Below are 21,351 nucleotides of genomic sequence, written 5' to 3' on the forward strand. Positions count from 1 at the left end.
AGAAAAATATTTTGGAAAGAGGTATACTACTGATTGAACACAATAGAGGGAGAAGATTACAATGGATTCAATTGTTTGTATCGTTTTGGGTATGCTGTTTGCCAACGGTGTTCCCCACTTTGTCAAAGGTATCACTGCTGAAAAATGGGATGTCCCTTGGAAAAAACTGGCTTCTGCCTCCACAAATGTTTTATGGGGGATAGTGAATTGGCTGGTCGTCGTGGTTCTCTACGCGCTCTTTAACCCAGACATTAATAGTTTCGATGCCGCCTGCTTTTTAATTGGTATGGGTATTACCGGTTACTACCTTGCGTTGCATTGGTCAGAGAAAAAAAACGAAAATGACGCTGCTTAGCATTCGCAGCGCCATTTTTTTATTCTTCGATTTCAGCCTTTTGCTTCTTCGTTAACTTCTGATAGACCAGCTGGTAGGATACTTCGATCAATTGTTTGATGGCCTCATCAGGCAATTCTTCACTGGCTAACTTGATCGAGTTCCAATGATTTTTATTCGTATAGTACCCTGGAATCACGGTTCCCGTGTAAATCTCCCGCAGTTCTTCATTTTTTTCCGACAGGTTTTTCAATGTAATGATCGCATCATCGCTTGGCTGATCACTCATCATTCCAAACATCTTGCCCTGTAGATCAAAATAAAGAACTTCCCAATCTTCACGAAAATAAACCTTTGCACCCCTTAACGTCTCACCGAACGCCTTGAACGCCTCGATCCGCTTTTGCATCACTGAATTTTCCATTGCGCCTCCTTTTGGTTCTAAAATAGTCATTTTTCTATTACGTTTAGTATAGCGTTAGTAAGCATGTGCTGTATACACCAAGGGACTTTTTTACAAAGCCTGTTTCCGGAACAGCCAATAAGCTGCAATATCTACAAAGGTTACCTGCGTTTCCTCTATCCTAATAGATTAGACAAACTCCTTGAGTGCAAGCATTTGAAGCAACTGCGCGTTCACCTAGAATGCTCCAGCTCAGAATTCAGCTTTCCGATTGATGATTTTATTTTGGTTACTTTTTTATATGCTGAATTGTAATATTAATCGCAACAAAGAACCCATCAAAAATTTCTAGTAAAATGAGTTTAGGATAACAAACTACTAGGAGTGATTTTGATGGGTTCACACAAAAAGCTTACACGAGATAATCGAAAATGTATAGAGACGATGATTTATGATGCCAAGAGTATTCAAGAAATAGCGGACAGAATTGGTGTTAGCCGAACAACGATTGATCGTGAGTTGAAACGAGTACCCGAAGATTTGATCTATAATGCCGACAATGCGCAATTAGATGCGGAAATGAAGCGCAGTGCCTGTGGTGCGAAGTCCAAATGGACTTCTGAATTCGCTTATCAGATTGAATGTGATCTTGAAGACAGCTGGTCCCCTGAACAAATTGCGAATGATCGTCAAATAGTTTCATTCAAAACCATTTACAATTGGCTCTATGCCGGTATTCTTAATGTGTCTAAACAGTGTCTGAGACATAAAGGCAGAAGACAAGAAAAACAAGAAGAGGCACGAGGCAAAATGACTGTAGGGCATACCATTGATGAACGCCCAGCTTCTGTGTCAACTCGAGAAGAATTTGGACATTGGGAGTTGGACACAGTTGTTTCTAGCAGAGGGGAAAGCAAAGCCTGCGAAGCAACGTTTATTGAACGGAAAACACGCTTTTATTGGGCGATCTCAATGAGGGATCGTACCGCGAAGTCAATGGCACAAGCGATTAAAGCTTTTGTGCAAGACCTAGGGAGTCACAAGGCATTTTTAAGCTTTACGGTCGACCGTGGGAAAGAGTTTTCTTGCTGGAAAGAAATTGAGAAAGATTTAGACGTACCTATGTATTTTTGTGATCCATACTCCCCATGGCAACGCGGATCTAACGAAAATGGGAATGGTTTATTTAGAGAATTCTTCCCTAAGGGAACTGATTTTTCAAAGGTACCCCCTACGGAGAAACAGGAAGCATTACGCAAGATAAATATGCGTCCTAAAAAAACATTGAACTGGAAAAATTGTTGGGAAGTCTTTCAAGAAGAAATGTTGCAATTAATTTGACAATTCAGCATATAACTCTAACGTTTGAATTGTAGTTGTCTTTGGCGGAAACAAATCTAGCTCTCTGATTGCAGTCATTCTACCCCTCCGTGATAATAATATGAGTTCATTGCCTCATTACTCATCCGAACGCCAAATAACCATCCGCCATTTAAAAAATAGTGCATGGTTACTGAATTTTCCCCACAACAAATAGCCCTTCATACTTAGGAAATTTTTTTACAAAATGACGTCCTCAGGTCCGCGTAAATAGCCTAATTCCGTTTATTTTTCCGCTTATTCTTTGCATTCTTTTTTCTAGACGCTTTCTTCCCTTCGGGTATCTGCCTCAACAATCCCTCTCTGCGCTCCCGCTCTAGTTGTCCCGCACTTTTTGGCTTTTTATATTCTTTAAAACTGGGATTTCCGGTTGTGAAAAGAGCCATTGGTCTTGGTTCAGAGGCCTTTTTAGTTGGTGCCTTTGGTGCTTCTTTTACTTCTTCTTTTATTGCAGAAACAGTGCCTTCGCTGATTGGTTCGGCTGCTTGTGGTGTTACAACGGAACTTTCAGTACGCTCTGGAGCTTCAGATTTAAGCGCATTCATTCGTGTATCGGTCAGAACCACCCCTTCTGGTAATAACAATTTCACTAATTTCAGTTTTTCATCTTCCGTCATCGTACCGAAGTCAACGCTTGATACCACGTCGGTTTTTGGTTGAACTGGTTTGCGTGGTTCGGTCTCCTCCACGATCTCGCCTTTTTTGACTTTGGGATGGCGGGTGCAGTTTTGGATATCAGAGTTTTCTAGTTTAACAAAGCGGCGAATGCCGTCCCTCTCGAAGATCGTTAAGGAACTCAGCAGCTCTAAAACCGCGTCGATTTTCATTCCTGACGAATGAAGATCCGCATCCCGCAAGCTCCATGTGTGAATTTTCCCTACCGCGTCCTCAAAGGTCGACATTAGTTTATATTGCTGGCCATCGGTTTCTTCTACTGGCGTTGTTTCGGTGAATAAATACTTCTTGCAATCACTCAAACGATTATTGAAGCGGTGGTATTCGTTTTTATTCTTATATAAACGACGAAAAACCTGTTCCCATTCTTTTCCACCTTGAAAAGAATCACGGAACAAGGGACAAAGTTTACGCAGCACATCTGACGGCTCCGCAAAAAGGAAGATTTCCTTCACCAACTCACTGCAGAAATCAGAAAAATCACTGATACATAACGAGTGCCGGATCAGCACTGCCACAATGTATTGGATAACAGAATCCGCATCTGAGGAATCTGCGTATACCTTCGATATTCGACGCTCCAGATTTTCTTTTCCCATGGTAAATAGAGTGATTTGTGACACTGGTTTTGTTGGCATAAGTGTTCTCTCCCTTTAATTTATGAATTCTTATCTTCCTTCGATTGTTACCTTAGCTTCTTTATTATATAACAATGATAGCGTTCCAAATTGGTCAAGCTTTTTAATTTTTTTAAAGGATTTGAATATTTTATATCTAAAACAGATCTGCAGCCCCTTGCACAAAAGACTTTCCAGCCACTACACGACACCGGAAAATCAGCTCATTTTTTCTTGGAGCGCTAGTCATTATGTATGAAATAACTTTGTACAAAATAAAAAAACGAGAAATCTATAATACGCCTCCTAATACTTATCAATAAAAAATAAAAAAAATCACTCTTTTATTATTTAATTAATTTATCAGAAGAAATATAGTATTATTTAAGTACACATATATTCATTGATCTTTATTTCTAAACATTGGAAAGATGGAGGGGTTTTAATGAAAAAAAGTATTGGGGTAAAGCTGGGGGTTACATTTGCTGTCTTATTTAGCTTCTTATTTACGACACCGACACAACAGTATCAGGCAGAAGCGGCAAAAACAAAGACTGAGAAAAAGGTCAAAATCAAACGAACAGCGAACAAGAAAGTCACTGTTAAAGTTAAAAAGTACATTAACGGAGACACTACCCGATTCAAATTGAAGAATGGCAAGACAATCACCGCGAAATATTTATTGATCAACACTCCTGAAATCAAAAAGGACAATCCTTATGCACAAGAGGCCAAGGATCGAACAAGAGAACTGCTGAAGAACGCAGAAAAAATCCAGATTGAATACGATAAAGGGGCAAAGCGCGATAGTAAAAAGCGCGAATTGGTTTATATCTGGGCAGATGGCAAATTAGTGCAGGAAACGCTGGCCGATGAAGGACTGGCAGTTGTTCACAGCACAAAAGGAAAAAATACGAAATACCTCGATAAAATAAAAAAAGCAGAAAAACAGGCGCAAGATCAAAAACGAAATATTTGGAGTATCGAAAACTATGCGCACTCCAATAAGGGATACAACCAAACAGCCGCGGACGAGTACAAAAAGGCTCGCGTAGAAGCACTAGCCGCAAAAGCTGCGGAAGAAGAACGACAACAAAAAGAACAAGAAGCCAAAAAAGCGGAAGAGAAGCGAGCAGCTGAACAGGCCGAGGCAGCTCGAATAGCCGAAGAAAAACGGGCAGCCGAAGAAGCCGCAGCAGCAAAAAAAGCGGAAGAGGAACGGATCGCACAAGAGGCGGCAGCTCAACAAGCTGCTGCGGCACAGGCACAAGCCGAGGCAGAAGCACAGCAGCAGGCACAAGCAGACCAGCCAGCACAAGGGCAGACTGTCTATGTCACGCCAACAGGAAGCAAGTATCATACCCATAAATGCGGTAATGGTACCTATTCTCCTGCTACATTGGAACAAGCACAGGCAAGCGGATTAACACCCTGCGCGAAGTGCTACTAATAGAAAAAGGGATGCCGACATGGCATCCCTTTTTCTATGCATCGCCACCATCAACGGTCTCGAAGTTTTCAGCCCCTCCTAGATTATCGATCTGGAAGACGGATTCGTCTTCGTCATAGCGCAGCGTAGCTTTCTTGTAACGGAAAACTTGGTTCACATCGTCAGTCTCATCGGCGTAGACCGTATCGTAATAAATCAAGTATTGAACAGTATACGTATCCTTACCCGTCATACTGATAGACTCCACCTTCGCTTTGGCATTGATCCGCGATTTTTTATCACTGGTGCGAAATTCATTGATAAATTTCTCGAAATCCTTTTCATCTGTATTGCTCAATCCATTGACAAAATACTCCGCTAAATCGCTCTTTTCAGCTGCGCCAAAATCGCTGTATTTAGACGAATAGCCTGACAAATCACTGTACAAATTATCCAGGAAATTCTGCACATCCGTTTTTGATTGGACACTATCAAAGTTTAAATTAATCTCTGAAGCATAACTGTCCGCCTTGTAGTCAGCGGCTGAAAATTCACTCGCCGCGATTTGATACGTCTCGCTGTTTAGCTGATCACTGGCTGTTTTAAAGGTCAGCTGAACCTCCATTCCTTGATGCCAAACAACGTCTTTAACCTCTGCTTGTCCATTTTCGATCGTTCCGACTGTTTTGTCATTCAGTAAAACCTTCGCTCCATCAATATTCGATGTGACTTTGAAAGAAATCTTGTGCAGATTGATCGCTACGTGGCTATTCGTCTCGAATTCAGGATTATGATAGCGGATCAACGCTTGTTTAGAAGCGGATTTTTCACTGTCTAACTTTCCTTCGACCTGATAGCTCCCAGGTGTCAAAGGGCCCCATGTTGTCTGATAGTTGGTGCCTTTGGAGGTGGCCAATTTCTTATCATCCAATGACAGCTCCATCCCCGCTTGATCCGTCGTCACCGTCAGATAGACCGGCTGGATCACTAGTTGATAACGTGGAAATAGGCCCAGATGTTTTCCCTTTGTTTGGATCGAGAAGTCCTCTAACTCACTCGGATTGTTTTTTAAATCAGTCAAAAAATCAGTGAAATCAGCTTTATGATTGCCTTCTTGATAATAGCTGACAAATTTTTTCAGATTTGCGGCGGACACTTTATAATTCGGATCTTCTGATGTAACGACGGCCGCGATTTTTTCGGGATCTTGTGTTTTGAAGGTTCGTTCCCAACGACTTAATTGTTGCGGATAACTGTAATAATAGCGGCCAAACATCAAACCGCCGATCAGCAGTACAACTGCAGCCAGACCAGCACCCAGCCCGATTTTCTGTTTCTTTGATAGCGGTTTTCTCATAGGTGCTTTCGGTTTCATCGCTGTTTTTAACCGCTGACCGCAATTCGGACAGAATTCTGCATCAGCCGGGAGCGCTTCTCCGCAATTCGGACAAAAACGTTTATTTTCTGGTCTCTCATTCTTTTCCTCTTCTGCCAAAATTTCCGGTTCTTCAGAAATTTCCATCATAAAAGAATGCCCGCATTCTTCGCAAAAACGAGCCTCTGCCAAATTTTCATGACCACAATTCGGACAATTTTTCATTTGTATCCTTCCTGTTCTATCAGCGTTGATACTGATTCATAAGTCTTTATTCTCTATTGATTGTAGCAAAAATAACAATAAAAAAGGACAGTAATAAAAAAATCAGCGGTAAAAAACAAAAAGCACTTCCTCAAATTGAGAAAGTGCCATGAACGTTTCTGCTTAAACGATTGACATTCCGCCGTCAACGACGATAAATTGACCATTCGTGTAGCTTGATGCGTCACTTGAGAAATAAAGGATCGTTCCATTCAATTCCCCGTGTTTTCCTGGACGGCTCATTGGATTCAAACCTTGATATAGATTTAAGAAATCTTCTGATTTGAACAAGGTATCTTCTGTCATTTCAGATTCGAACAAGCCTGGTCCAATCGCGTTGGTCGTAATATTGTATTTTCCATAGCTGGCTGCCATCCCTTTTGTCAATCCTAAAACCGCCGCTTTGCTGGCATTGTATGAATGACGGATAAATACATCTTCTTTATCAGCCATGACCGCATTGATTGAAGCCACATTGACGATTCGGCCATAATTATTGTCCATCATGTGTTTTACCACATATTTACTAACGAGGAAGATTCCTTTCACATTAACATCCATCGATTTATCGAAGTCTTCTACTGTTAAGGAGTCGACACCGCCGCGTACAGCGATTCCCGCGTTGTTCAATAAAATATCCAGATGACCAAAGTGATCATAGGCTTGTTGGATTCCAGCTTTGACATTCGCTTCATCCGTCACATCCATTTTGATCGCTAAGACATCACGGCCCATTTTCTTGATCTCTTCAGCTACTTCCTCTAACCGTTCCAAACGTCTAGCCAATAAGACCACGTCTGCACCGGCTTCCGCATAGGCGAGTGCTGCATCCCGGCCCAACCCGCTGCTGGCACCTGTTACTACTGCTACTTTTCCATTTAAATCAAACATTGTACATATCTCCTCCTTTTTTTGTTAGCGCATTCACTGTTGCTATACTAACGGTACCTAAGTTGGTAGGGGGATGTCAATAGCTTGTGTAAAATGACAACTAAAACTATGCGCTTCTCGTGGAAAAAACCTCTTTGGCTATCGCAATCGCGTTTAAGACTTTGGGGAAGCCGACATATGGGATACAGTGGGTAAACACCTCGATGATCTCTTTTTCTGTGATCCCAACATTCAGCGACCCATTAATATGGACGATCAACTGATTTTGAGTATCTCCTTGCGTCAGCAGACTAGTGATGGTGATGATCTCCCGTTCCCTAAAAGACAACGTATCCTTATTGTAAATATTACCAAAGGCAAACTCCAAGATGTACGTTCCAACATCTGGCGCAATGTCTTGGAGAGACTCGATTACCCGTTCTCCCGCTTTCCCATCAATTTCCTTCAAATTCTTGATCCCTTGTTCCATTCTTTTATCACTCATAGCAGTTCCTGCCTCCTTTATGGTAAAGTACTATAAACTATCAAGTGGGCTTTACAGCAAGGAGATTTATAAAAAAACCGACGCCAATAAGGAGCGAGACAATGTATAGAATCAGTGAAGTCGCCAAAATGACTGGCTTCAGCATCCCAACACTGCGTTATTATGAAGAATTAGGGATCAGCGCCCCTGCTAAAAACAAAAGCGGTTATCGTGAATACAGCGATGCGGATATTGACTGGCTGCAATTCATCCATCGCTTAAAACAAACCGGCATGCCTTTAGAAACGATCAAGAAGTATTCGAAGCTGAGAAGCCAAGGTGACCAAACGATTGAAAAACGAATGAAGCTTTTGGCTACTCAAAGAAATCGTTTATTAACAGAAAAAAGAACAATCGATGAGCACCTGACCTTTTTAGAAAACAAACAACAGACCTATAAGGAGCTTCTGGCTGACAGAGATGACTGATCTGCTGGAAACTATAGTTTCTCTTTTACTGAAGAAACAGGTTCGAACCTGCCTTCTTGGCTTTTTTTGAAACAATCATTTCAAATTTGACGCTCAGCCCTTTTATCATTCTATAATGATAAAAAAGGAGGAGTTAAACTATGTGGACATACCGAAGTGAAGTTTTAGAAACATCCGTGAAATGGTTTAAGGATAGTGCCAGTGTGGATGATTTGGAGCAGTTAGATGATTTAATCAATAGTCGTACAAACGAAGGCTGGGAGTTCGTGACCCATTCTTATATGCCGAATGTCATTGCCTCAAGAAGCGCGATTCTAGTTACATTTAGAAAAGAAAAATAACATACTTTATTTAAAGACTGGGAAAAACTTCCTAGTCTTTTTTGTTTGGCAGCTAAATTCATCCTTACACAATTGTTCAATATAAAATCTATCATAAATCTCCTCAATACAAACCCCATGATAGTAAGTTAATTTATCCATCCCCTGTTGAATGTTGTCATTTTTAATAAAAAAAACGTTTAAAAATAACTTGCATTTGTTTTACTTTTCACCTAAACTTTATAATCAGGAAGAATGAGAATCATTATCAATTAACAGAGGAGTGAGTAATTGAAAAGGAAGGGAATTGTTCTTGTTTTAATTTTGTTAAGCGCTCTCTCTCTTTTTATCGGAGTAAAAGATTTGATGTTGCAAGCTTTATTTCAAGGAGATTCAGAACAGTGGCTGATCCTTGCCGCTACACGTGTACCACGTACCGTCAGCTTGATATTGGCTGGCGCAACGATGAGTATCTGCGGTCTGATCATGCAGCACCTCACACAAAATAAATTCGTTTCACCAACAACCGCCGGCACAATGGATAGTGCTCGTTTAGGAATTTTGTTGGTCATGCTCTTTTTGCCTAACGCCCCTACCGCCATTCGAACCTTGGCCGCCTTTATTTTTGCTTTTATCGGGACGATGGTTTTCTTGGGGATAAGCCGGCTGCTTCCAACAAAAGATCCGATATTTTTACCCTTATTGGGGGTAATGTTCGGGAATATCGTCGGATCGGTCGCTACTTTTTTTGCTTATCAGTTTCAATTGATCCAAAATATGTCCTCTTGGCTGCAAGGCAATTTTTCATTAGTGGCTAAAGGAAGCTACGAGCTGCTCTATCTGACGATTCCATTATTTTTTATTATTTATTTATTTGCCTATTACTTCACGATTGTTGGCTTAGGTGAAGATGTCGCCGTCAATCTTGGAATCAATTATCGTTTAACCCAGATGCTGGGGATCGGCTTAGTTGCAGCCGCCAGCGGATTGGTTTTGATCATGGTAGGCACAGTACCTTTCTTAGGAGTGATCGTCCCGAATATTGTTTCGCTGATTTACGGCGATCATGTAAAGCAGAATCTATGGATTACCGCATTGAGCGGCAGTCTATTTTTAATGGCCTGCGATATTCTTTCACGAGTCGTTATCGCACCTTACGAGGTCCCGGTCAGCTTGACTGTTGGGATTTTAGGCAGTCTGATTTTTATTTACTTACTGGTTAGGAGGAAATGTGCATGAACTTCTCTCTGCCAAAAAAGGAGCTGCTGCTGGTCGGACTCACGGTCCTCGCATTGCTCTTATGCGGGCTTTATTTGACCTATAATACCTATGGAAATTTCCAGTTTGCCTTGATACTGAGGGGGAAGAAGGTTGCGGCCTTTTTACTTGTCACCCTCGCAACTGGAATGGCGACCGTCAGTTTTCAAACCCTGACTCAAAACCAGTTTTTAACGCCGAATATTCTAGGTTTAGATTCCTTGTATGTGTTGATCCAAACTTTGCTGTTCTTTATCGTGGGCGGTGTCAACATGCTGTCACAGGAACAGACCTCTACCTTTTTGATTAGTATTCTTTTGATGGCACTATTGAGTCTGCTACTGGCTAATGTCTTGCTAAAGCGGCAGCAAAACGATTTATTCATTCTGCTGATGCTGGGAATGATCTTCGGCACCTTATTCAGCAGCACAAGCAATTTCCTGCAAGTGATGATGGACCCAAATGAATATGACTTGCTGCAAGGCCGGCTTTTTGCCAGCTTTGGCAATGTCAATACGACTCACTTGGGTCTAGCAGCGGGAATCATCCTGCTAGGTTCTTTCGTTTTGTTGGCGGTCAACCGTTATCTGGATGTCCTTCATTTAGGAGGCGATCAAGCTACGAACCTTGGAATCTCACTAAATAAATTTCAGATTCTGATTTTATTTTTAGTCAGCCTCTTAACTGGAACAGCTACCGCATTAGTCGGTCCGATCACCTTCTTAGGATTTATCGTCGCCAACATCAGCTACCAGTTGATGCCGACTTATCGTCACAGCTATCTCTTTCCTACCGCAATTTTGTTAGGAATCATCTTTTTAGTCGGAAGTCAGTTTTTAGTGGAGCACGTTTTTCAATTAAAGACAACAGTCAGTGTGGTGACCCAGTTCATCGGCGGCGTGTACTTCATTTGGAAAATTATTTATGAGAGGAGACGGCAAAGATGATCGATATCAGAGAAGTATCAAAAAATTACGGCGCGAAAAAAGTCATCTCCGAGGTCTGCCTGCCTATCGCGGAAGAAAAAATGACGGCTTTTATCGGACCAAACGGCGCTGGAAAAAGTACCTTACTATCCATGATCAGCCGCTTGATTTCCATCGATGCAGGGCAAATTTATCTTGATCACAATGAGGTCAAGGCTTGGCGCTCCAATGAATTATCGAAAAAATTATCGATCCTAAAACAAAGCAACGGCGTTAATCTGCGAATCACGGTCCGCGAACTTGTCAGCTTTGGCCGCTTTCCCTATTCAAAAGGCCGGCTGACTGGCGATGATCAAGACTTGATCGATTACGCCTTAGAAAAACTCGGTCTAGACGAAATGGCCGACGATAGGATCGATACCTTATCCGGCGGTCAGCTGCAGCGGGCCTATATCGCGATGATCTTAGCGCAGGATACCGAATATATTCTCTTGGACGAACCCTTGAATAATCTGGACATGAATCATTCTGTCCAATTAATGAAGACCCTGCGGCGCTTAGTCGAAGAAGAACACAAGACTATCCTGCTGGTGATTCACGATATTAACTTCGCGGCGACTTATGCTGATGAGATCGTTGCGATGAAAAATGGCGCGATCTTCGCCCACGGAACGATGGAGGAAATGATTCAGCCCCATGTATTGAACGCGTTATACGAAATGGATATAAAAATCTGCGAATTAGACGGTAAACGATTTTGTATGTATTTCAACTAAAAATGGTGTTTAGACTCATTTAACAAATGAGGTCTTTAATTATAAATTAGGAGGAAACAGAAATGAAAAAATATATTGTTGGCTTATCAATGGTAGTACTTGGTTTAGGCTTAGCCGGCTGCGGTTCGACAAATAATGAAGGAAGCAGTGATTCGACGAGCAAAGCCGCGACAAGCAGCGTTGCCAAAGAGGAAACACTTGAAGTGAAGGATTCTAACGGAAAAGTGACTGTGCCAAAAAATCCTAAAAAGGTTGTCGTTTTCGATAATGGGTCTTTAGACACCTTGGATGCTTTAGGCGTAGGCGATAAAGTCATAGGTGCAGCAACGGATAATTTGCCTGCTTACTTAGAGGACTATAAAAAGGTCGATTCAGCTGGCGGAATCAAGGAACCAGATTTAGAAAAAATCAATCAAATGAAACCAGATTTGATCATTATTTCTGGTCGTCAAAGCGACTTTTTAGAACAGCTAAAAGAAATCGCCCCAACAATGTATCTAGCAGTAGACACTTCTGATACCTGGAATTCGATTAAGCAAAATGTTGAGACCTTAGGACAAATCTTCGGCAAAGAAAAAGCTGCCGAAAAACAATTAGCAGCACTTGAAACCAGCATCAAAGAAACCAAAGACAAAGCAACCGAAAGCAAAGATAAAGCACTGACTGTTCTAGTTAACGAAGGACAATTATCTACTTATGGAAAAGATTCACGCTTCGGGATCATTTACGATACTTTCGGTTTTGCGGAAGCCGACGATGCCATCAAAGCATCTACTCATGGGCAAAGCGTCTCTTATGAATATGTCCTAGACAAAAATCCAGATGTATTATTTGTCGTTGACCGGACAAAAGCAATCGGCGGCGACGACAGCAATAATAATGTTGCTGACAACGAACTAGTTGCTCAAACAACTGCCGGCAAAGACAAAAAAGTCATTTCATTACAGCCAGATGTTTGGTACCTAAGCGGCGGCGGATTAGAATCCGTTAAAATGATGCTGGAAGATGTCAACAAAGCATTTGAATAAACACGGAAAGGACCTGTGACAAAAGTCTTGTCACAGGTCCTTTTTCCGAACAAGATGAAAGTGATCGCTGTTTTATGTCCTATTATTTTTTTCTGATACATCATTTTTCTCACTCCTCTTCTTTTCATTCTCAGTTTACAAAGATCACCGTGAGAAAGAATTGATTAGTATCAAGAAGCCAAAAAAAGAGCGATCAAATTTGCGATCGCTCTTTTTTAGACCTTATTTAGTTTCTCCATCTAGCAAACGATTCTGGCCTTCGATGGCTTGGATTTCAGTGATATCCTGGGTGACTTCTAAGCAGCCCAGGTATTCACCCGCTTCGTTTTTTAGTGCAAAATAGCGGATATAGATTTTTTTACCACGCATATCAATCCAAAAATCGGCTTCTGAACGGGTCCCCGAACGGAAATCATCTAAAATCTGCTGAACGATATGCATACTCTTTGGCGGATGACAGTTTACAACTTCTCGGCCAATAACTGATTTTGTACGAGGAAAGACTCGACTTTTTCCTTCTGAGAAAAAGCGCACGCGGTCTTCCTGATCCACAAAGGTCAGATCGACTGGCAGTACTTGAAACAGTGCGATCATTTCTTCCATCTTCAATGTCCCTGTCGGCAGTACTACCGTTTCAGCGGATACCTGATTTTCCCAATCATAATGCTCCTCAACGGAAGCTTCGTCAGCTTCTGCCGCCAGCCCCGCCGCAATTCCTTCTGTCGTTTCTTTTGCCTGCTGAATCGCCAACTGGCGCGCCGGCTCACGTTCCAATTCCTTTTCTAAAGATGCCGCGCTAGGCTTCCAGGGAAGTGGTTCCGGGATAAAAGCAAAACCGATATCAAAACTATCTTCAGCAATTTTTTCCCAATCCTTTAAACTGAAAACATCTAATGTCATGGGTGCCATGATTTCTTCTTCTTTAAAAATCATTTCTTCAATTTCATTTTTCGCCGTTTCCCATTTTTCGGCAATTTGATTATAGGCGACTTTTTCCGAACGTACTAATTGAATCAAGGCTTTGACTTGATCACGGATATCATCGTCAACACCCCACATTACTTTAGGCGGTGCTGTAATCCCGTATTTTTCCATATAAGAAAAAATCAAGGTCTCTTTGCGCGCATAATGCTTATCGAGCTGCAGCAAATCTTCCAACGCATGAAGCAGACGGTCCTTTTGCGACCAATCTCCAGCCTTGATTTTGTTCAAAAGTCCGTCGACCTCATCTGTCAATAAAGACTGCACTACTTGATTTTCTAATTTCATGGTGTGGATCGGATGTCCCGGCTGCTCATGTTCTAGATTAGAGCGGTGGATTTCATTGATTGAGCCCTTGAAGACAGCGGCATGGATATTACATAATTTTTGAATCTCCTGCGGGTTCAAGCCGCTCTGGATCAGCGCTTTTTCTGCAGCTGTGATCTCTGTCACATCGACCCCTTCAAATTCTTGATTAAATAAATCTTTGGCCTCTTCAAAGGAACCGCCCTTATGCAGCAATGACAAAATTTCGACGATTCTTTCTTGGCGTTCTTCTCTCGTTCGTTCCATTATCTCGTTCCTTTCACAGTAAACCCGTTTGCTTCAAACATCTCGACTATTTGTTCCAACGGAATGTGCTTCATTTTCGCTCCCTTTGGAATCGTCATGTACCGTCCTGCGGTTTGCAGCATTCCTGGTTTTGTAATCGCGTCAAAACCTAATTTATACATCAAATCCTTGATCTCAGGATAAAGAGTGACTAATTCGAACAAGGATTTAGATAAATCTAGTTCCTTCATTTTACAGCTCTCCTTTAGTAGTTGGTGTTCAATTATTATACGTTCAAAAGAATGTTTTGACACTGCGGATGAAACATTATGATGGTTATCTAATGATTTAAAGCAACATACAAAGGAGCTAGCTCCTCCATCGTTTGAACAGTCGTTTCAACGATATTTGGGAGCGTTGCTGTTTTGAAGTACAATTTCCCCAGTTGGAAACTGCGGTCCTGCATCGCATGCATCAGCTTCTCAGGCTGTGCATTATCAGCTAGAAACGTCGATAATAGAAGATGATCCTCCAATTCATGCTCGACCTGCGGCCAGATATAATAATCCTTGATAGCTATCCCCTTGCTCCATTCGTTCAAAGTCGTCAGTAACTGATTGTACGCCGCTAGACTTCCGCTTCGTTTATCGCTTTTATAATGCTGGAACATCAAATAAACTTGAAACTGCTTTTTATTTAACAGAACGGCCAGACAGGCATTCTGATTCTCGTGCTTTGGATCACGATATGCACTCCAAAAATGAGTCCGCAAATTCCAGCCGTTGGTCCAGCTTTCAATTTTAGGTTTTTCCATATGAAACGACTCCGGCAATGATCGCGCGACTGTCTGCTGCAGCACTTTCCACTTTTGCCAGTGTTCTTTATAATTTTGCTTTATTTGTTCTAGTTCCTCGTTTGAATACACTTCCTTCAACTGCTTGAAAGTAAAGAAATCACGTTCGAATAATTGAAAATCATCCATCGTTACGTCCATCAAATCGCCTCTCTTCGTTCAATCGTCCTTATTGTAAACAGCCCTTGCCATTTATTCAAACAAAATCCATCGACAAAAAAGACACCCTCTCACGTTGAGAAAGTGTCCTGAAATATTTTTATATCATTTAGCGCGCTGAAACGTTAGTCAGTCGGCATCACCTGTGACAGCTGCTCCGCAAATTGCCACGTCTCGCCATTATCGGAAGAACGGTACAAGCAGGCAAACATTTTTCCTTGATCAATACCGCTCTTTTTCAGCAAATAAAATTTAGTCTCTAGCTGATTGGCACTGACCTGAGTCACTTCGTTAGGTGATTGAAAAAGATCGAGCCCACCAGTTTGATACTCTGCCGGAATCGTCACGACCGCTTCCTTAAAGGAACTGCCCCCATTATTTGTGTAGTACAGCTGCTCTCTTGTCGAAACGAAGCCTAATGTCGGGTTAACAAAACTGACATTTTGAACGGGTTGACCGATCGTAGTACCATTGCTTCTTGACCAAGTTTTGCCTCGATCATTCGTCTGATAGATTTCCAGACCTTCTGATGAAACCTCTGGCGATGCGCTAGAATACACTAGCACCCCGCTGCCATCAGCGAAAAACTGGGCTTTTCGATAACGCATTCTTTGAGCCATTTCAGAAATGAGCGATTGATGCCATGTCTTTCCATTATCCATAGAGAATAGGAAAAATAGCTCCTTCTCGTTCTCCGAATAGATGAACCAAGAGAACTCCTTAGAAACATCATAGCTTTTATCCATCCAATAGCCCATCGGAATCTCACCGCTAGTCAGCAAATAACTGCCGGATCGCAACCATTCAGGCTTCAATGGTACAAACGACCACGTCGTTCCGCTGTCCGTCGTCAGGTAAAGTTCATTGGTCTGTCCATTTAAATCCAACTGGTTGGTCTGATTCACCTTTTTGGTTGGAGCCTCTCCCTGTTGTGTCAGCAGTTCATCACTCGTCAACGATGCTGCTTCACTTGACGTCGTCGAAGGTGACGATTCTGAAGTACCACCATAAAGGGTTTGCCTTCGGATCAGCCCATCATAAGCAAAAACCCCCGCTCCGCCAAGAAAAACCAAGCTGATCATCAACAATGACCACTTTCGATTAACGCCTTGTGTCTTCGGAAACGCTACAGGTAATAGCGGTGCTTCATCATTTAGTACAAATAGTTGAATAGACGTAACTCCCCAAAACTCTTGGCAATCCCCTAAATAGATCGTTGCGCCATCAAACGTTGTGGTCAATTCAAGACACTCTGACTTCACTAGACGAAACGCCGGCTTTTGCGCTTCTTCCGCTAAGTAATAAGCCTCACAATCCTGATAAACAATCGGATACTTCAACGCTTTTCTTACATGCCGTTCCAAAAAACGTTGAAATGAACGCCGCAATAAAATTCCCTGAAGGATATTCACGAGAAAAAACAGCCCGACCACCGTTACACTCAAAATCCCCAGAACCAATGAAAAATGGTGGCTTCCCCGTAGCCATTCCCCGCTGTCGATCGAGTGTACTCGCAGCGCTAAACGTTGATAAACAAAACTTCCAACGCCGAAAAACAGCACACAGGCTCCAATCAAAAATAGAAAAGCCGAAATCATATTTTTTTGTCGATTTTTTCGTACTCGTTTATAAATCGCCTCACCAGCAGAAAGCAGGTCGATGATGAATGATTCCTGATCCATAATGTCTCCTATCAGTAAATTCTTTCACTTATTATCCACTAAAAACCAGCGAGTGAACAGATCGATTCCATTAATTTAAAAAAAGCCCTAGAGATTTCTCTCTAAGACTTCTTCAAGCTGCCTGCAACCTCGTGCATTCCTTTACGTATGTAAGTGACTCCTGAATAAAGAACCACTACAATCACGATCCAAGTTAAAACAGTCATATTTAAACCGGTAACGAAACGCGTCGCGATGATCACTCCGATAATCCCGCCGACTGTAATCCCTAAGCTGACTTTACGGGAATAATCCCCCGATTTAATAAAGTTGGTTCCCGCAACAGGCATTAGACCCGCACAAGAAGCCATCATGATTGGAAATGCGACTAATGGACTCAAACCCAGCATGTAAACCATCGCCATACACGGCGCGTACAAGCCAACACCGATCGTCATTAACGCTCCTAAAATAAAATTCCCGACGATTCCGATGATCAATTTTACTCCAGTCAAGCTGGTCAAATGATTTCCCGTTCCCAACAAATCAAGCAGACCCAATTGTTTCAACGCCATCAACGCCGCAGTAATAATCAATGCGATCCCCATATAAAATTGCACTTTTTTCTCAGGCAGCTTACTAACGGTTTTCGAACCGACGTAAGAGCCGACGATCGCTGCGATCACTAATGAGAATAATGTCAGCGGTGCTACTTTTACTACTGTGATAAAAATAAAGGCTTCAATAATTACCGGAACGGTATGAGAAACATTTAATGTTCCTGGCAATTGACGATCATTGTCTAATTGCTTCGTCGTTTCCAACAGCATCGTCGTCGGTGCGAAGCTTCCGATTCCTAACGTATCCATCGCATCTGTAATAAAACCGATCACACCAGAAACAAAGAAATTTCCGCCGCCCCAGTTCCCCCGTTCTGCAATCAAATCGCGAACAAAATAAAAAAGATAATAAACCAATAGGACACCTAGCAGTCCCAACAAAATTTGAACCATAATACTCTCCTCTAAAAAAATTAATCAATGAAAGCTCTTTTTCCTCTTAAGATAATACAACAATTCACAAGGATTTTGACTTAAATCCAGTAACAGTTTGATGATATTCATCATATAAACAATAAAGGATTCAATGAGTTTCCCCAAAAGCCAGCTCTTAACCAAGGTTGCACTTTCATACACATATCCTCTCGCTAAGCTGTTGGATCATAAACAGAGACAAATTAGTGTTGGCCCGGCTTTTCTTAAATACTGCAAAAAGCGCGACTGACAAAAAATAACCTTCAATTACTTGAAGGTTATTCACTTAAAACAAAATAATTTTCTTCAGGATCTGCAAAATTAAACAGCCGTTTGCCGCCCTGTTCCATAATAGGATTCACTTTGGGGCTAAGTTTTTGTAATCGGATATAATAATCATCTAAATTCGACACGTTCAATAGTAATGAAGGGACGTTATCAACCACCTCTGGTGAAACCTCTTCAATAAATTTGCGATCGAACAATACTAAATGCACTGACTCGAATAATTCTAGTGTGACCTGCAAAGAATCGTCTGGCATTGTTTGCTGCGAAACGATTTTTCCATCTAACCCTTCCTGCCAAAAAGCCGCTTCTCCTGCAACATCGTTGACATATAGCATAAGCTCTAGTCCTTTAAGCATTTTTCTCCACCACTTCCTTCAGACGAAAACGAACCATTTCGGTGATCAATTCAGTCGGCAGCTTCTTTGTATAGGGAATCTGCAAGGCTCCTTTTGACGTTTTATAATCTTTCAGCTGGTTCTCGAAAGCTGTCATTGCACTAGGAGTTGGATAGAATCCCAGATGCTTTTTCATGGCACCAAAGTGAACCAAATTCTCCGTTAAATAGAAGGTTGGCATGCCATAAGATAGTTTTTCTGTTGTTTCTACTGGAACCATTTCTTTGATAAGTTGATAGATTTCCTTCAACATTGGCTGCTGATCTTTTTCAGCGTCGTTGATGTATTCTTCGATCGGTGACATCGCTTCACGCCCTTTTTTTCTTTTTAGTCTAGCGGAAATAGCTGAAAAGGTATACAAACTTGCTCTATTCGTCCTTCAAGAGCTCTCTCAAAGAAAAACCATCGAAGGTCTCGCCGTCATAATATTTCAACAATTGATCCGCTGTTAATAACGATGACGTCATCTCTTCTTCTTTATCTTCCTCTTTGTTCAATGCCGCATATTCTTGATATTGCTCCGCCAGCTGACGGTATAGCACCTTTTTCGAAGGCCCTTCTCCCGTGATAAAAGGCAATTCTTTGATATGCCCTCGATACAGCGGCAACTCATCCACCCATTCGATCGGCTGCTCAACAACGGTTAAGTGAACTTCGGCAAAAATATCTTCATACATTAGTTTTCTTCCTCTCGCATTTTTCGATACTGACGCGGTGTGACTCCTTCGATCTGCTTGAAACGTTTGTAGAAAAAAGCTTTGTCCTTATAGCCCAAACGCTCCACGATCGTTTGAATGGTCAGATCGGTTTGCACCAAATAGCTTTTACAATGGTCAATTCTTCGGAACAAGACGATTTCGGTAAACGAATGTCCGGTCTTTTCCTTCAATAAACTCGACAAGTAATTCGGATGAAAATGAAATTTTTGTGCAACTTCTTCTAGAGTCACTTGTTCCAAACGGGCATCAATATAGGCTAGGATTTCCTCAGTCAACTGACCATTAGACACAAAGCTGTCTTTGGCGATTAGCCGTCTAGTATCCGCTTGACTGATCTCGACAATCAAAAGTATAAACGCCGATTTAGTAACCTTATTATTGAAATACGCCATCTTCACGACTTGTTTCAATAACAGCAAGGCGTAAAAATGCACGTCGGTCACCTCCGCAAAATCATAAACCAGAAAACGTGCGATCCCTCTATATTCGTCACTCAAAGCCTCCACAAAAAAGCGGTAAAGCAACGGTTCTTCAAAAAACTGACCCAACAGCGATTCCGTAAAGTAGCTGGGTTTGAAATAAAAGGCGATGGCCTCCGTCTCAAGATCTCCGTGATACGAAAGCTCTGCCGCCCCATTCGCAATGACCAGACCGCCCGTATCCAGCGTTTTATCTAAACCATCGATTCGAACAGCGGCAGTTCCCTTCATCACATACAACATTCGAATAAAATCAGTTGGAACCTCGATCCGTTCACTCGTTCCTTTCGTTACGAATGCCGCGATTTCCCGCTGAGAGCTATCAGAAAAACGCTGAACCTCATTAATCATTTGTCCATCATCATCCAAGTAACAGTCTAATGTTTTGAGAAATTGATAGAAGCTGACATATTGCGTTGCCGTTACATCCATTTAACCACCACCTTAGAATCAAACACTTTCTTCTTTATCTACACTATTTTAAATACATCCTATTCGGCATATAATTTCTTTATTGATTGTACCATGTTTATGAATTTTAGACATTTGATTCAAACACTTTGCAAGTTCCACTAATCGTATGCGTACGAATATGTGAGCTAACTCAATACAATAGCTGGAAAAAGGAGAATTTACTATGAAAATCGGATTTATCGGTGCCGGTAATATGGCATCTGCAATTGTTGAAGGAATGGTTCAAAAAGGATTCAGCAAACCAGAAGACATTTATCTATATGATATCTCAACAGAAAAGGTCCAAGCCTTTGCGGAAAAAGTCGGCGCACATGCATTGAATGATCCGCAAGAAGTCATTAAAACAGTCGATACTCTAATTTTGGCAGTCAAACCTAACATCATTAAAGGTGTACTGCTGGAAGCAAAAGACGCGATTCTGCAAAATGATCCATTGATCGTCTCCATCGCTGCTGGAACAAGTACCGAAGCAATCTATGATGTGTTCGAAACAGATCAGCCGATCCGAATCGTTCGGGTAATGCCGAATATGAATGCGATGGTCGGTGAAGGTGCGGCGGCTGTTTGCGGAAACCCAAGTGCCAAAAAAGAAGATATCGCGACAATCATTGATCTATTTAATGCAGTCGGTAAAGCTTGGCCGCTAGAAGAAAAGTATTTCTCGATCTTCACAGCGATCGCTGGAAGCTCACCTGCTTATACCTTCCTATTCATTGATTCAATCGCGCGTGCAGCGGTGAAAAATGGCTTGCCAAAAAATATCGCGTTAGAAATGGCGACCCAAGCTGTTTTAGGTAGTGCCGAAACCTTGGCTTACAGCAAAGAAAATCCATGGGAATTGATCGATCGCGTAAGTTCTCCCGGAGGTACGACCGTTGCTGGTATCGTTGAACTAGAGGACAACGCCTTTATCTCAACAGTCATCAAGGGAATCGATGCAACGATCCGGAAGGACGAAGAATTAGGAAAGAAATAACGCAAATAAAAAGGAACTGTGACAAAAGTCTTGTCACAGTTCCTTTTTCCGAACAAACGGTGTGTCAGAAGCAGCTTCTTCTTCGCAAGCTACGCATACAGTTACTGCTAAGTTTCACTAAGCAGAGCTAGCATTCGGAAATAAGCCGAAATTT

The 21,351-nt window shown here is 41.8% G+C and carries 24 protein-coding genes; 10 read left to right on the forward strand and 14 right to left on the reverse strand.

What is annotated here, in order from left to right; genetic code table 11:
- Positions 1 to 61: 61 nt before the first annotated feature.
- Positions 62 to 355, forward strand: coding sequence for a hypothetical protein (locus IGI38_RS20450; protein WP_438733742.1), 294 nt, complete (start codon positions 62 to 64; stop codon positions 353 to 355).
- A gap of 19 nt (positions 356 to 374) precedes the next feature.
- On the opposite strand, the gene IGI38_RS20455 is transcribed toward IGI38_RS20450, so the two are convergent.
- The gene (locus tag IGI38_RS20455) at positions 375 to 758 is read right to left on the reverse strand and encodes an MmcQ/YjbR family DNA-binding protein (RefSeq protein ID WP_438733743.1); all 384 of its coding nucleotides are present in this window, start codon (positions 756 to 758) and stop codon (positions 375 to 377) included.
- A 372-nt stretch (positions 759 to 1,130) separates the two neighbouring features.
- Between IGI38_RS20455 and IGI38_RS20460 the strand changes: the two genes are divergently transcribed.
- A complete protein-coding gene (locus tag IGI38_RS20460) occupies positions 1,131 to 2,078 on the forward strand; it encodes an IS30 family transposase (protein WP_438725454.1) in 948 nt (315 codons plus the stop codon).
- Positions 2,079 to 2,332: 254 nt separating this feature from the next.
- Here the strand turns inward: IGI38_RS20460 and IGI38_RS20465 are convergent, their stop codons facing one another.
- A complete protein-coding gene (locus tag IGI38_RS20465; protein ID WP_438733744.1) occupies positions 2,333 to 3,430 on the reverse strand; it encodes a glycosyltransferase family 1 protein in 1,098 nt (365 codons plus the stop codon).
- A 424-nt stretch (positions 3,431 to 3,854) separates the two neighbouring features.
- Here IGI38_RS20465 and IGI38_RS20470 point away from each other — a divergent pair, with 424 nt between their 5' ends.
- Positions 3,855 to 4,859, forward strand: coding sequence for a thermonuclease family protein (locus IGI38_RS20470; RefSeq protein ID WP_438733745.1), 1,005 nt, complete (start codon positions 3,855 to 3,857; stop codon positions 4,857 to 4,859).
- A gap of 34 nt (positions 4,860 to 4,893) precedes the next feature.
- Here the strand turns inward: IGI38_RS20470 and IGI38_RS20475 are convergent, their stop codons facing one another.
- The 3 genes from IGI38_RS20475 to IGI38_RS20485 all read right to left on the reverse strand — a co-directional run bounded on the left by IGI38_RS20475 (position 4,894) and on the right by IGI38_RS20485 (position 7,852).
- Positions 4,894 to 6,438 (reverse strand): zinc ribbon domain-containing protein, encoded by a 1,545-nt coding sequence (locus tag IGI38_RS20475; RefSeq protein ID WP_438733746.1) that lies wholly within the window; start codon positions 6,436 to 6,438, stop codon positions 4,894 to 4,896.
- A 162-nt stretch (positions 6,439 to 6,600) separates the two neighbouring features.
- Positions 6,601 to 7,368: an SDR family NAD(P)-dependent oxidoreductase gene (locus IGI38_RS20480; RefSeq protein ID WP_438733747.1), complete on the reverse strand. Its 768-nt coding sequence runs from the start codon at positions 7,366 to 7,368 to the stop codon at positions 6,601 to 6,603.
- Positions 7,369 to 7,474: 106 nt separating this feature from the next.
- The gene (locus IGI38_RS20485) at positions 7,475 to 7,852 is read right to left on the reverse strand and encodes a carboxymuconolactone decarboxylase family protein (protein ID WP_438733748.1); all 378 of its coding nucleotides are present in this window, start codon (positions 7,850 to 7,852) and stop codon (positions 7,475 to 7,477) included.
- A 101-nt stretch (positions 7,853 to 7,953) separates the two neighbouring features.
- Between IGI38_RS20485 and IGI38_RS20490 the strand changes: the two genes are divergently transcribed.
- The 6 genes from IGI38_RS20490 to IGI38_RS20515 all read left to right on the forward strand — a co-directional run bounded on the left by IGI38_RS20490 (position 7,954) and on the right by IGI38_RS20515 (position 12,626).
- Positions 7,954 to 8,319, forward strand: coding sequence for a MerR family transcriptional regulator (locus IGI38_RS20490; RefSeq protein WP_438733750.1), 366 nt, complete (start codon positions 7,954 to 7,956; stop codon positions 8,317 to 8,319).
- A 140-nt stretch (positions 8,320 to 8,459) separates the two neighbouring features.
- A complete protein-coding gene (locus IGI38_RS20495; RefSeq protein ID WP_438733751.1) occupies positions 8,460 to 8,660 on the forward strand; it encodes a DUF4177 domain-containing protein in 201 nt (66 codons plus the stop codon).
- Between the two features lie 270 nt (positions 8,661 to 8,930).
- The gene (locus IGI38_RS20500) at positions 8,931 to 9,878 is read left to right on the forward strand and encodes an ABC transporter permease (protein WP_438733752.1); all 948 of its coding nucleotides are present in this window, start codon (positions 8,931 to 8,933) and stop codon (positions 9,876 to 9,878) included.
- Complete coding sequence (locus IGI38_RS20505; RefSeq protein ID WP_438733753.1) at positions 9,875 to 10,843, forward strand: iron chelate uptake ABC transporter family permease subunit; 969 nt, start codon at positions 9,875 to 9,877, stop codon at positions 10,841 to 10,843. Before IGI38_RS20500 ends, IGI38_RS20505 begins: the two co-directional genes overlap by 4 nt.
- Complete coding sequence (locus IGI38_RS20510) at positions 10,840 to 11,598, forward strand: iron ABC transporter ATP-binding protein (RefSeq protein ID WP_438733754.1); 759 nt, start codon at positions 10,840 to 10,842, stop codon at positions 11,596 to 11,598. Before IGI38_RS20505 ends, IGI38_RS20510 begins: the two co-directional genes overlap by 4 nt.
- A 62-nt stretch (positions 11,599 to 11,660) precedes the next feature.
- The gene (locus IGI38_RS20515; RefSeq protein ID WP_438733755.1) at positions 11,661 to 12,626 is read left to right on the forward strand and encodes a siderophore ABC transporter substrate-binding protein; all 966 of its coding nucleotides are present in this window, start codon (positions 11,661 to 11,663) and stop codon (positions 12,624 to 12,626) included.
- Positions 12,627 to 12,848: 222 nt separating this feature from the next.
- On the opposite strand, the gene IGI38_RS20520 is transcribed toward IGI38_RS20515, so the two are convergent.
- From IGI38_RS20520 to IGI38_RS20560, 9 genes are all read right to left on the reverse strand, one after another.
- Positions 12,849 to 14,180 (reverse strand): DUF438 domain-containing protein, encoded by a 1,332-nt coding sequence (locus tag IGI38_RS20520; protein ID WP_438733756.1) that lies wholly within the window; start codon positions 14,178 to 14,180, stop codon positions 12,849 to 12,851.
- Complete coding sequence (locus IGI38_RS20525; RefSeq protein ID WP_438733757.1) at positions 14,180 to 14,410, reverse strand: DUF1858 domain-containing protein; 231 nt, start codon at positions 14,408 to 14,410, stop codon at positions 14,180 to 14,182. Before IGI38_RS20525 ends, IGI38_RS20520 begins: the two co-directional genes overlap by 1 nt.
- Before the next feature lie 89 nt (positions 14,411 to 14,499).
- Positions 14,500 to 15,153, reverse strand: a complete 654-nt coding sequence (locus IGI38_RS20530) for an HI_0552 family protein (protein ID WP_438733758.1) — start codon at positions 15,151 to 15,153, stop codon at positions 14,500 to 14,502.
- 143 nt (positions 15,154 to 15,296) lie between these two features.
- Positions 15,297 to 16,853, reverse strand: a complete 1,557-nt coding sequence (locus IGI38_RS20535; protein WP_438733759.1) for a WD40/YVTN/BNR-like repeat-containing protein — start codon at positions 16,851 to 16,853, stop codon at positions 15,297 to 15,299.
- A 101-nt stretch (positions 16,854 to 16,954) separates the two neighbouring features.
- On the reverse strand, positions 16,955 to 17,845 hold the full coding sequence (locus tag IGI38_RS20540) for a sulfite exporter TauE/SafE family protein (protein ID WP_438733760.1): 891 nt from the start codon (positions 17,843 to 17,845) through the stop codon (positions 16,955 to 16,957).
- A 299-nt stretch (positions 17,846 to 18,144) separates the two neighbouring features.
- The gene (locus IGI38_RS20545; protein ID WP_438733761.1) at positions 18,145 to 18,510 is read right to left on the reverse strand and encodes a VOC family protein; all 366 of its coding nucleotides are present in this window, start codon (positions 18,508 to 18,510) and stop codon (positions 18,145 to 18,147) included.
- On the reverse strand, positions 18,503 to 18,853 hold the full coding sequence (locus tag IGI38_RS20550; RefSeq protein ID WP_438733762.1) for an iron chaperone: 351 nt from the start codon (positions 18,851 to 18,853) through the stop codon (positions 18,503 to 18,505). Before IGI38_RS20550 ends, IGI38_RS20545 begins: the two co-directional genes overlap by 8 nt.
- Before the next feature lie 64 nt (positions 18,854 to 18,917).
- Positions 18,918 to 19,226 carry a hypothetical protein gene (locus tag IGI38_RS20555; RefSeq protein ID WP_438733763.1) on the reverse strand — a complete coding sequence of 103 codons (309 nt, stop codon included), beginning with the start codon at positions 19,224 to 19,226 and terminating at the stop codon, positions 18,918 to 18,920.
- Positions 19,226 to 20,179: a helix-turn-helix transcriptional regulator gene (locus IGI38_RS20560; protein ID WP_438733765.1), complete on the reverse strand. Its 954-nt coding sequence runs from the start codon at positions 20,177 to 20,179 to the stop codon at positions 19,226 to 19,228. The genes IGI38_RS20555 and IGI38_RS20560 overlap by 1 nt, the downstream gene beginning before the upstream one ends.
- A gap of 205 nt (positions 20,180 to 20,384) precedes the next feature.
- Between IGI38_RS20560 and proC the strand changes: the two genes are divergently transcribed.
- Complete coding sequence (proC, locus tag IGI38_RS20565; RefSeq protein ID WP_438733766.1) at positions 20,385 to 21,197, forward strand: pyrroline-5-carboxylate reductase; 813 nt, start codon at positions 20,385 to 20,387, stop codon at positions 21,195 to 21,197.
- Positions 21,198 to 21,351: the final 154 nt, after the last annotated feature.

Source organism: Enterococcus sp. AZ128 (genome assembly GCF_051714485.1).
GTDB lineage: Bacteria > Bacillota > Bacilli > Lactobacillales > Enterococcaceae > Enterococcus_A.

What these genes read in the sequence shown, in the direction of transcription:
- IGI38_RS20520 (WP_438733756.1), bottom strand. Translation starts at nt 14,180, where the DNA reads ATGGAACGAACGAGAGAAGAACGCCAAGAAAGAATCGTCGAAATTTTG.
- IGI38_RS20475 (WP_438733746.1), bottom strand. Translation starts at nt 6,438, where the DNA reads ATGAAAAATTGTCCGAATTGTGGTCATGAAAATTTGGCAGAGGCTCGT.
- IGI38_RS20525 (WP_438733757.1), bottom strand. Translation starts at nt 14,410, where the DNA reads ATGAAGGAACTAGATTTATCTAAATCCTTGTTCGAATTAGTCACTCTT.
- IGI38_RS20485 (WP_438733748.1), bottom strand. Translation starts at nt 7,852, where the DNA reads ATGAGTGATAAAAGAATGGAACAAGGGATCAAGAATTTGAAGGAAATT.
- IGI38_RS20450 (WP_438733742.1), top strand. Translation starts at nt 62, where the DNA reads ATGGATTCAATTGTTTGTATCGTTTTGGGTATGCTGTTTGCCAACGGT.
- IGI38_RS20560 (WP_438733765.1), bottom strand. Translation starts at nt 20,179, where the DNA reads ATGGATGTAACGGCAACGCAATATGTCAGCTTCTATCAATTTCTCAAA.
- IGI38_RS20470 (WP_438733745.1), top strand. Translation starts at nt 3,855, where the DNA reads ATGAAAAAAAGTATTGGGGTAAAGCTGGGGGTTACATTTGCTGTCTTA.
- IGI38_RS20490 (WP_438733750.1), top strand. Translation starts at nt 7,954, where the DNA reads ATGTATAGAATCAGTGAAGTCGCCAAAATGACTGGCTTCAGCATCCCA.
- IGI38_RS20465 (WP_438733744.1), bottom strand. Translation starts at nt 3,430, where the DNA reads ATGCCAACAAAACCAGTGTCACAAATCACTCTATTTACCATGGGAAAA.
- proC (WP_438733766.1), top strand. Translation starts at nt 20,385, where the DNA reads ATGAAAATCGGATTTATCGGTGCCGGTAATATGGCATCTGCAATTGTT.
- IGI38_RS20495 (WP_438733751.1), top strand. Translation starts at nt 8,460, where the DNA reads ATGTGGACATACCGAAGTGAAGTTTTAGAAACATCCGTGAAATGGTTT.
- IGI38_RS20540 (WP_438733760.1), bottom strand. Translation starts at nt 17,845, where the DNA reads ATGGTTCAAATTTTGTTGGGACTGCTAGGTGTCCTATTGGTTTATTAT.
- IGI38_RS20530 (WP_438733758.1), bottom strand. Translation starts at nt 15,153, where the DNA reads ATGGACGTAACGATGGATGATTTTCAATTATTCGAACGTGATTTCTTT.
- IGI38_RS20505 (WP_438733753.1), top strand. Translation starts at nt 9,875, where the DNA reads ATGAACTTCTCTCTGCCAAAAAAGGAGCTGCTGCTGGTCGGACTCACG.
- IGI38_RS20535 (WP_438733759.1), bottom strand. Translation starts at nt 16,853, where the DNA reads ATGGATCAGGAATCATTCATCATCGACCTGCTTTCTGCTGGTGAGGCG.
- IGI38_RS20545 (WP_438733761.1), bottom strand. Translation starts at nt 18,510, where the DNA reads ATGCTTAAAGGACTAGAGCTTATGCTATATGTCAACGATGTTGCAGGA.
- IGI38_RS20515 (WP_438733755.1), top strand. Translation starts at nt 11,661, where the DNA reads ATGAAAAAATATATTGTTGGCTTATCAATGGTAGTACTTGGTTTAGGC.
- IGI38_RS20455 (WP_438733743.1), bottom strand. Translation starts at nt 758, where the DNA reads ATGGAAAATTCAGTGATGCAAAAGCGGATCGAGGCGTTCAAGGCGTTC.
- IGI38_RS20460 (WP_438725454.1), top strand. Translation starts at nt 1,131, where the DNA reads ATGGGTTCACACAAAAAGCTTACACGAGATAATCGAAAATGTATAGAG.
- IGI38_RS20480 (WP_438733747.1), bottom strand. Translation starts at nt 7,368, where the DNA reads ATGTTTGATTTAAATGGAAAAGTAGCAGTAGTAACAGGTGCCAGCAGC.
- IGI38_RS20510 (WP_438733754.1), top strand. Translation starts at nt 10,840, where the DNA reads ATGATCGATATCAGAGAAGTATCAAAAAATTACGGCGCGAAAAAAGTC.
- IGI38_RS20550 (WP_438733762.1), bottom strand. Translation starts at nt 18,853, where the DNA reads ATGTCACCGATCGAAGAATACATCAACGACGCTGAAAAAGATCAGCAG.
- IGI38_RS20555 (WP_438733763.1), bottom strand. Translation starts at nt 19,226, where the DNA reads ATGTATGAAGATATTTTTGCCGAAGTTCACTTAACCGTTGTTGAGCAG.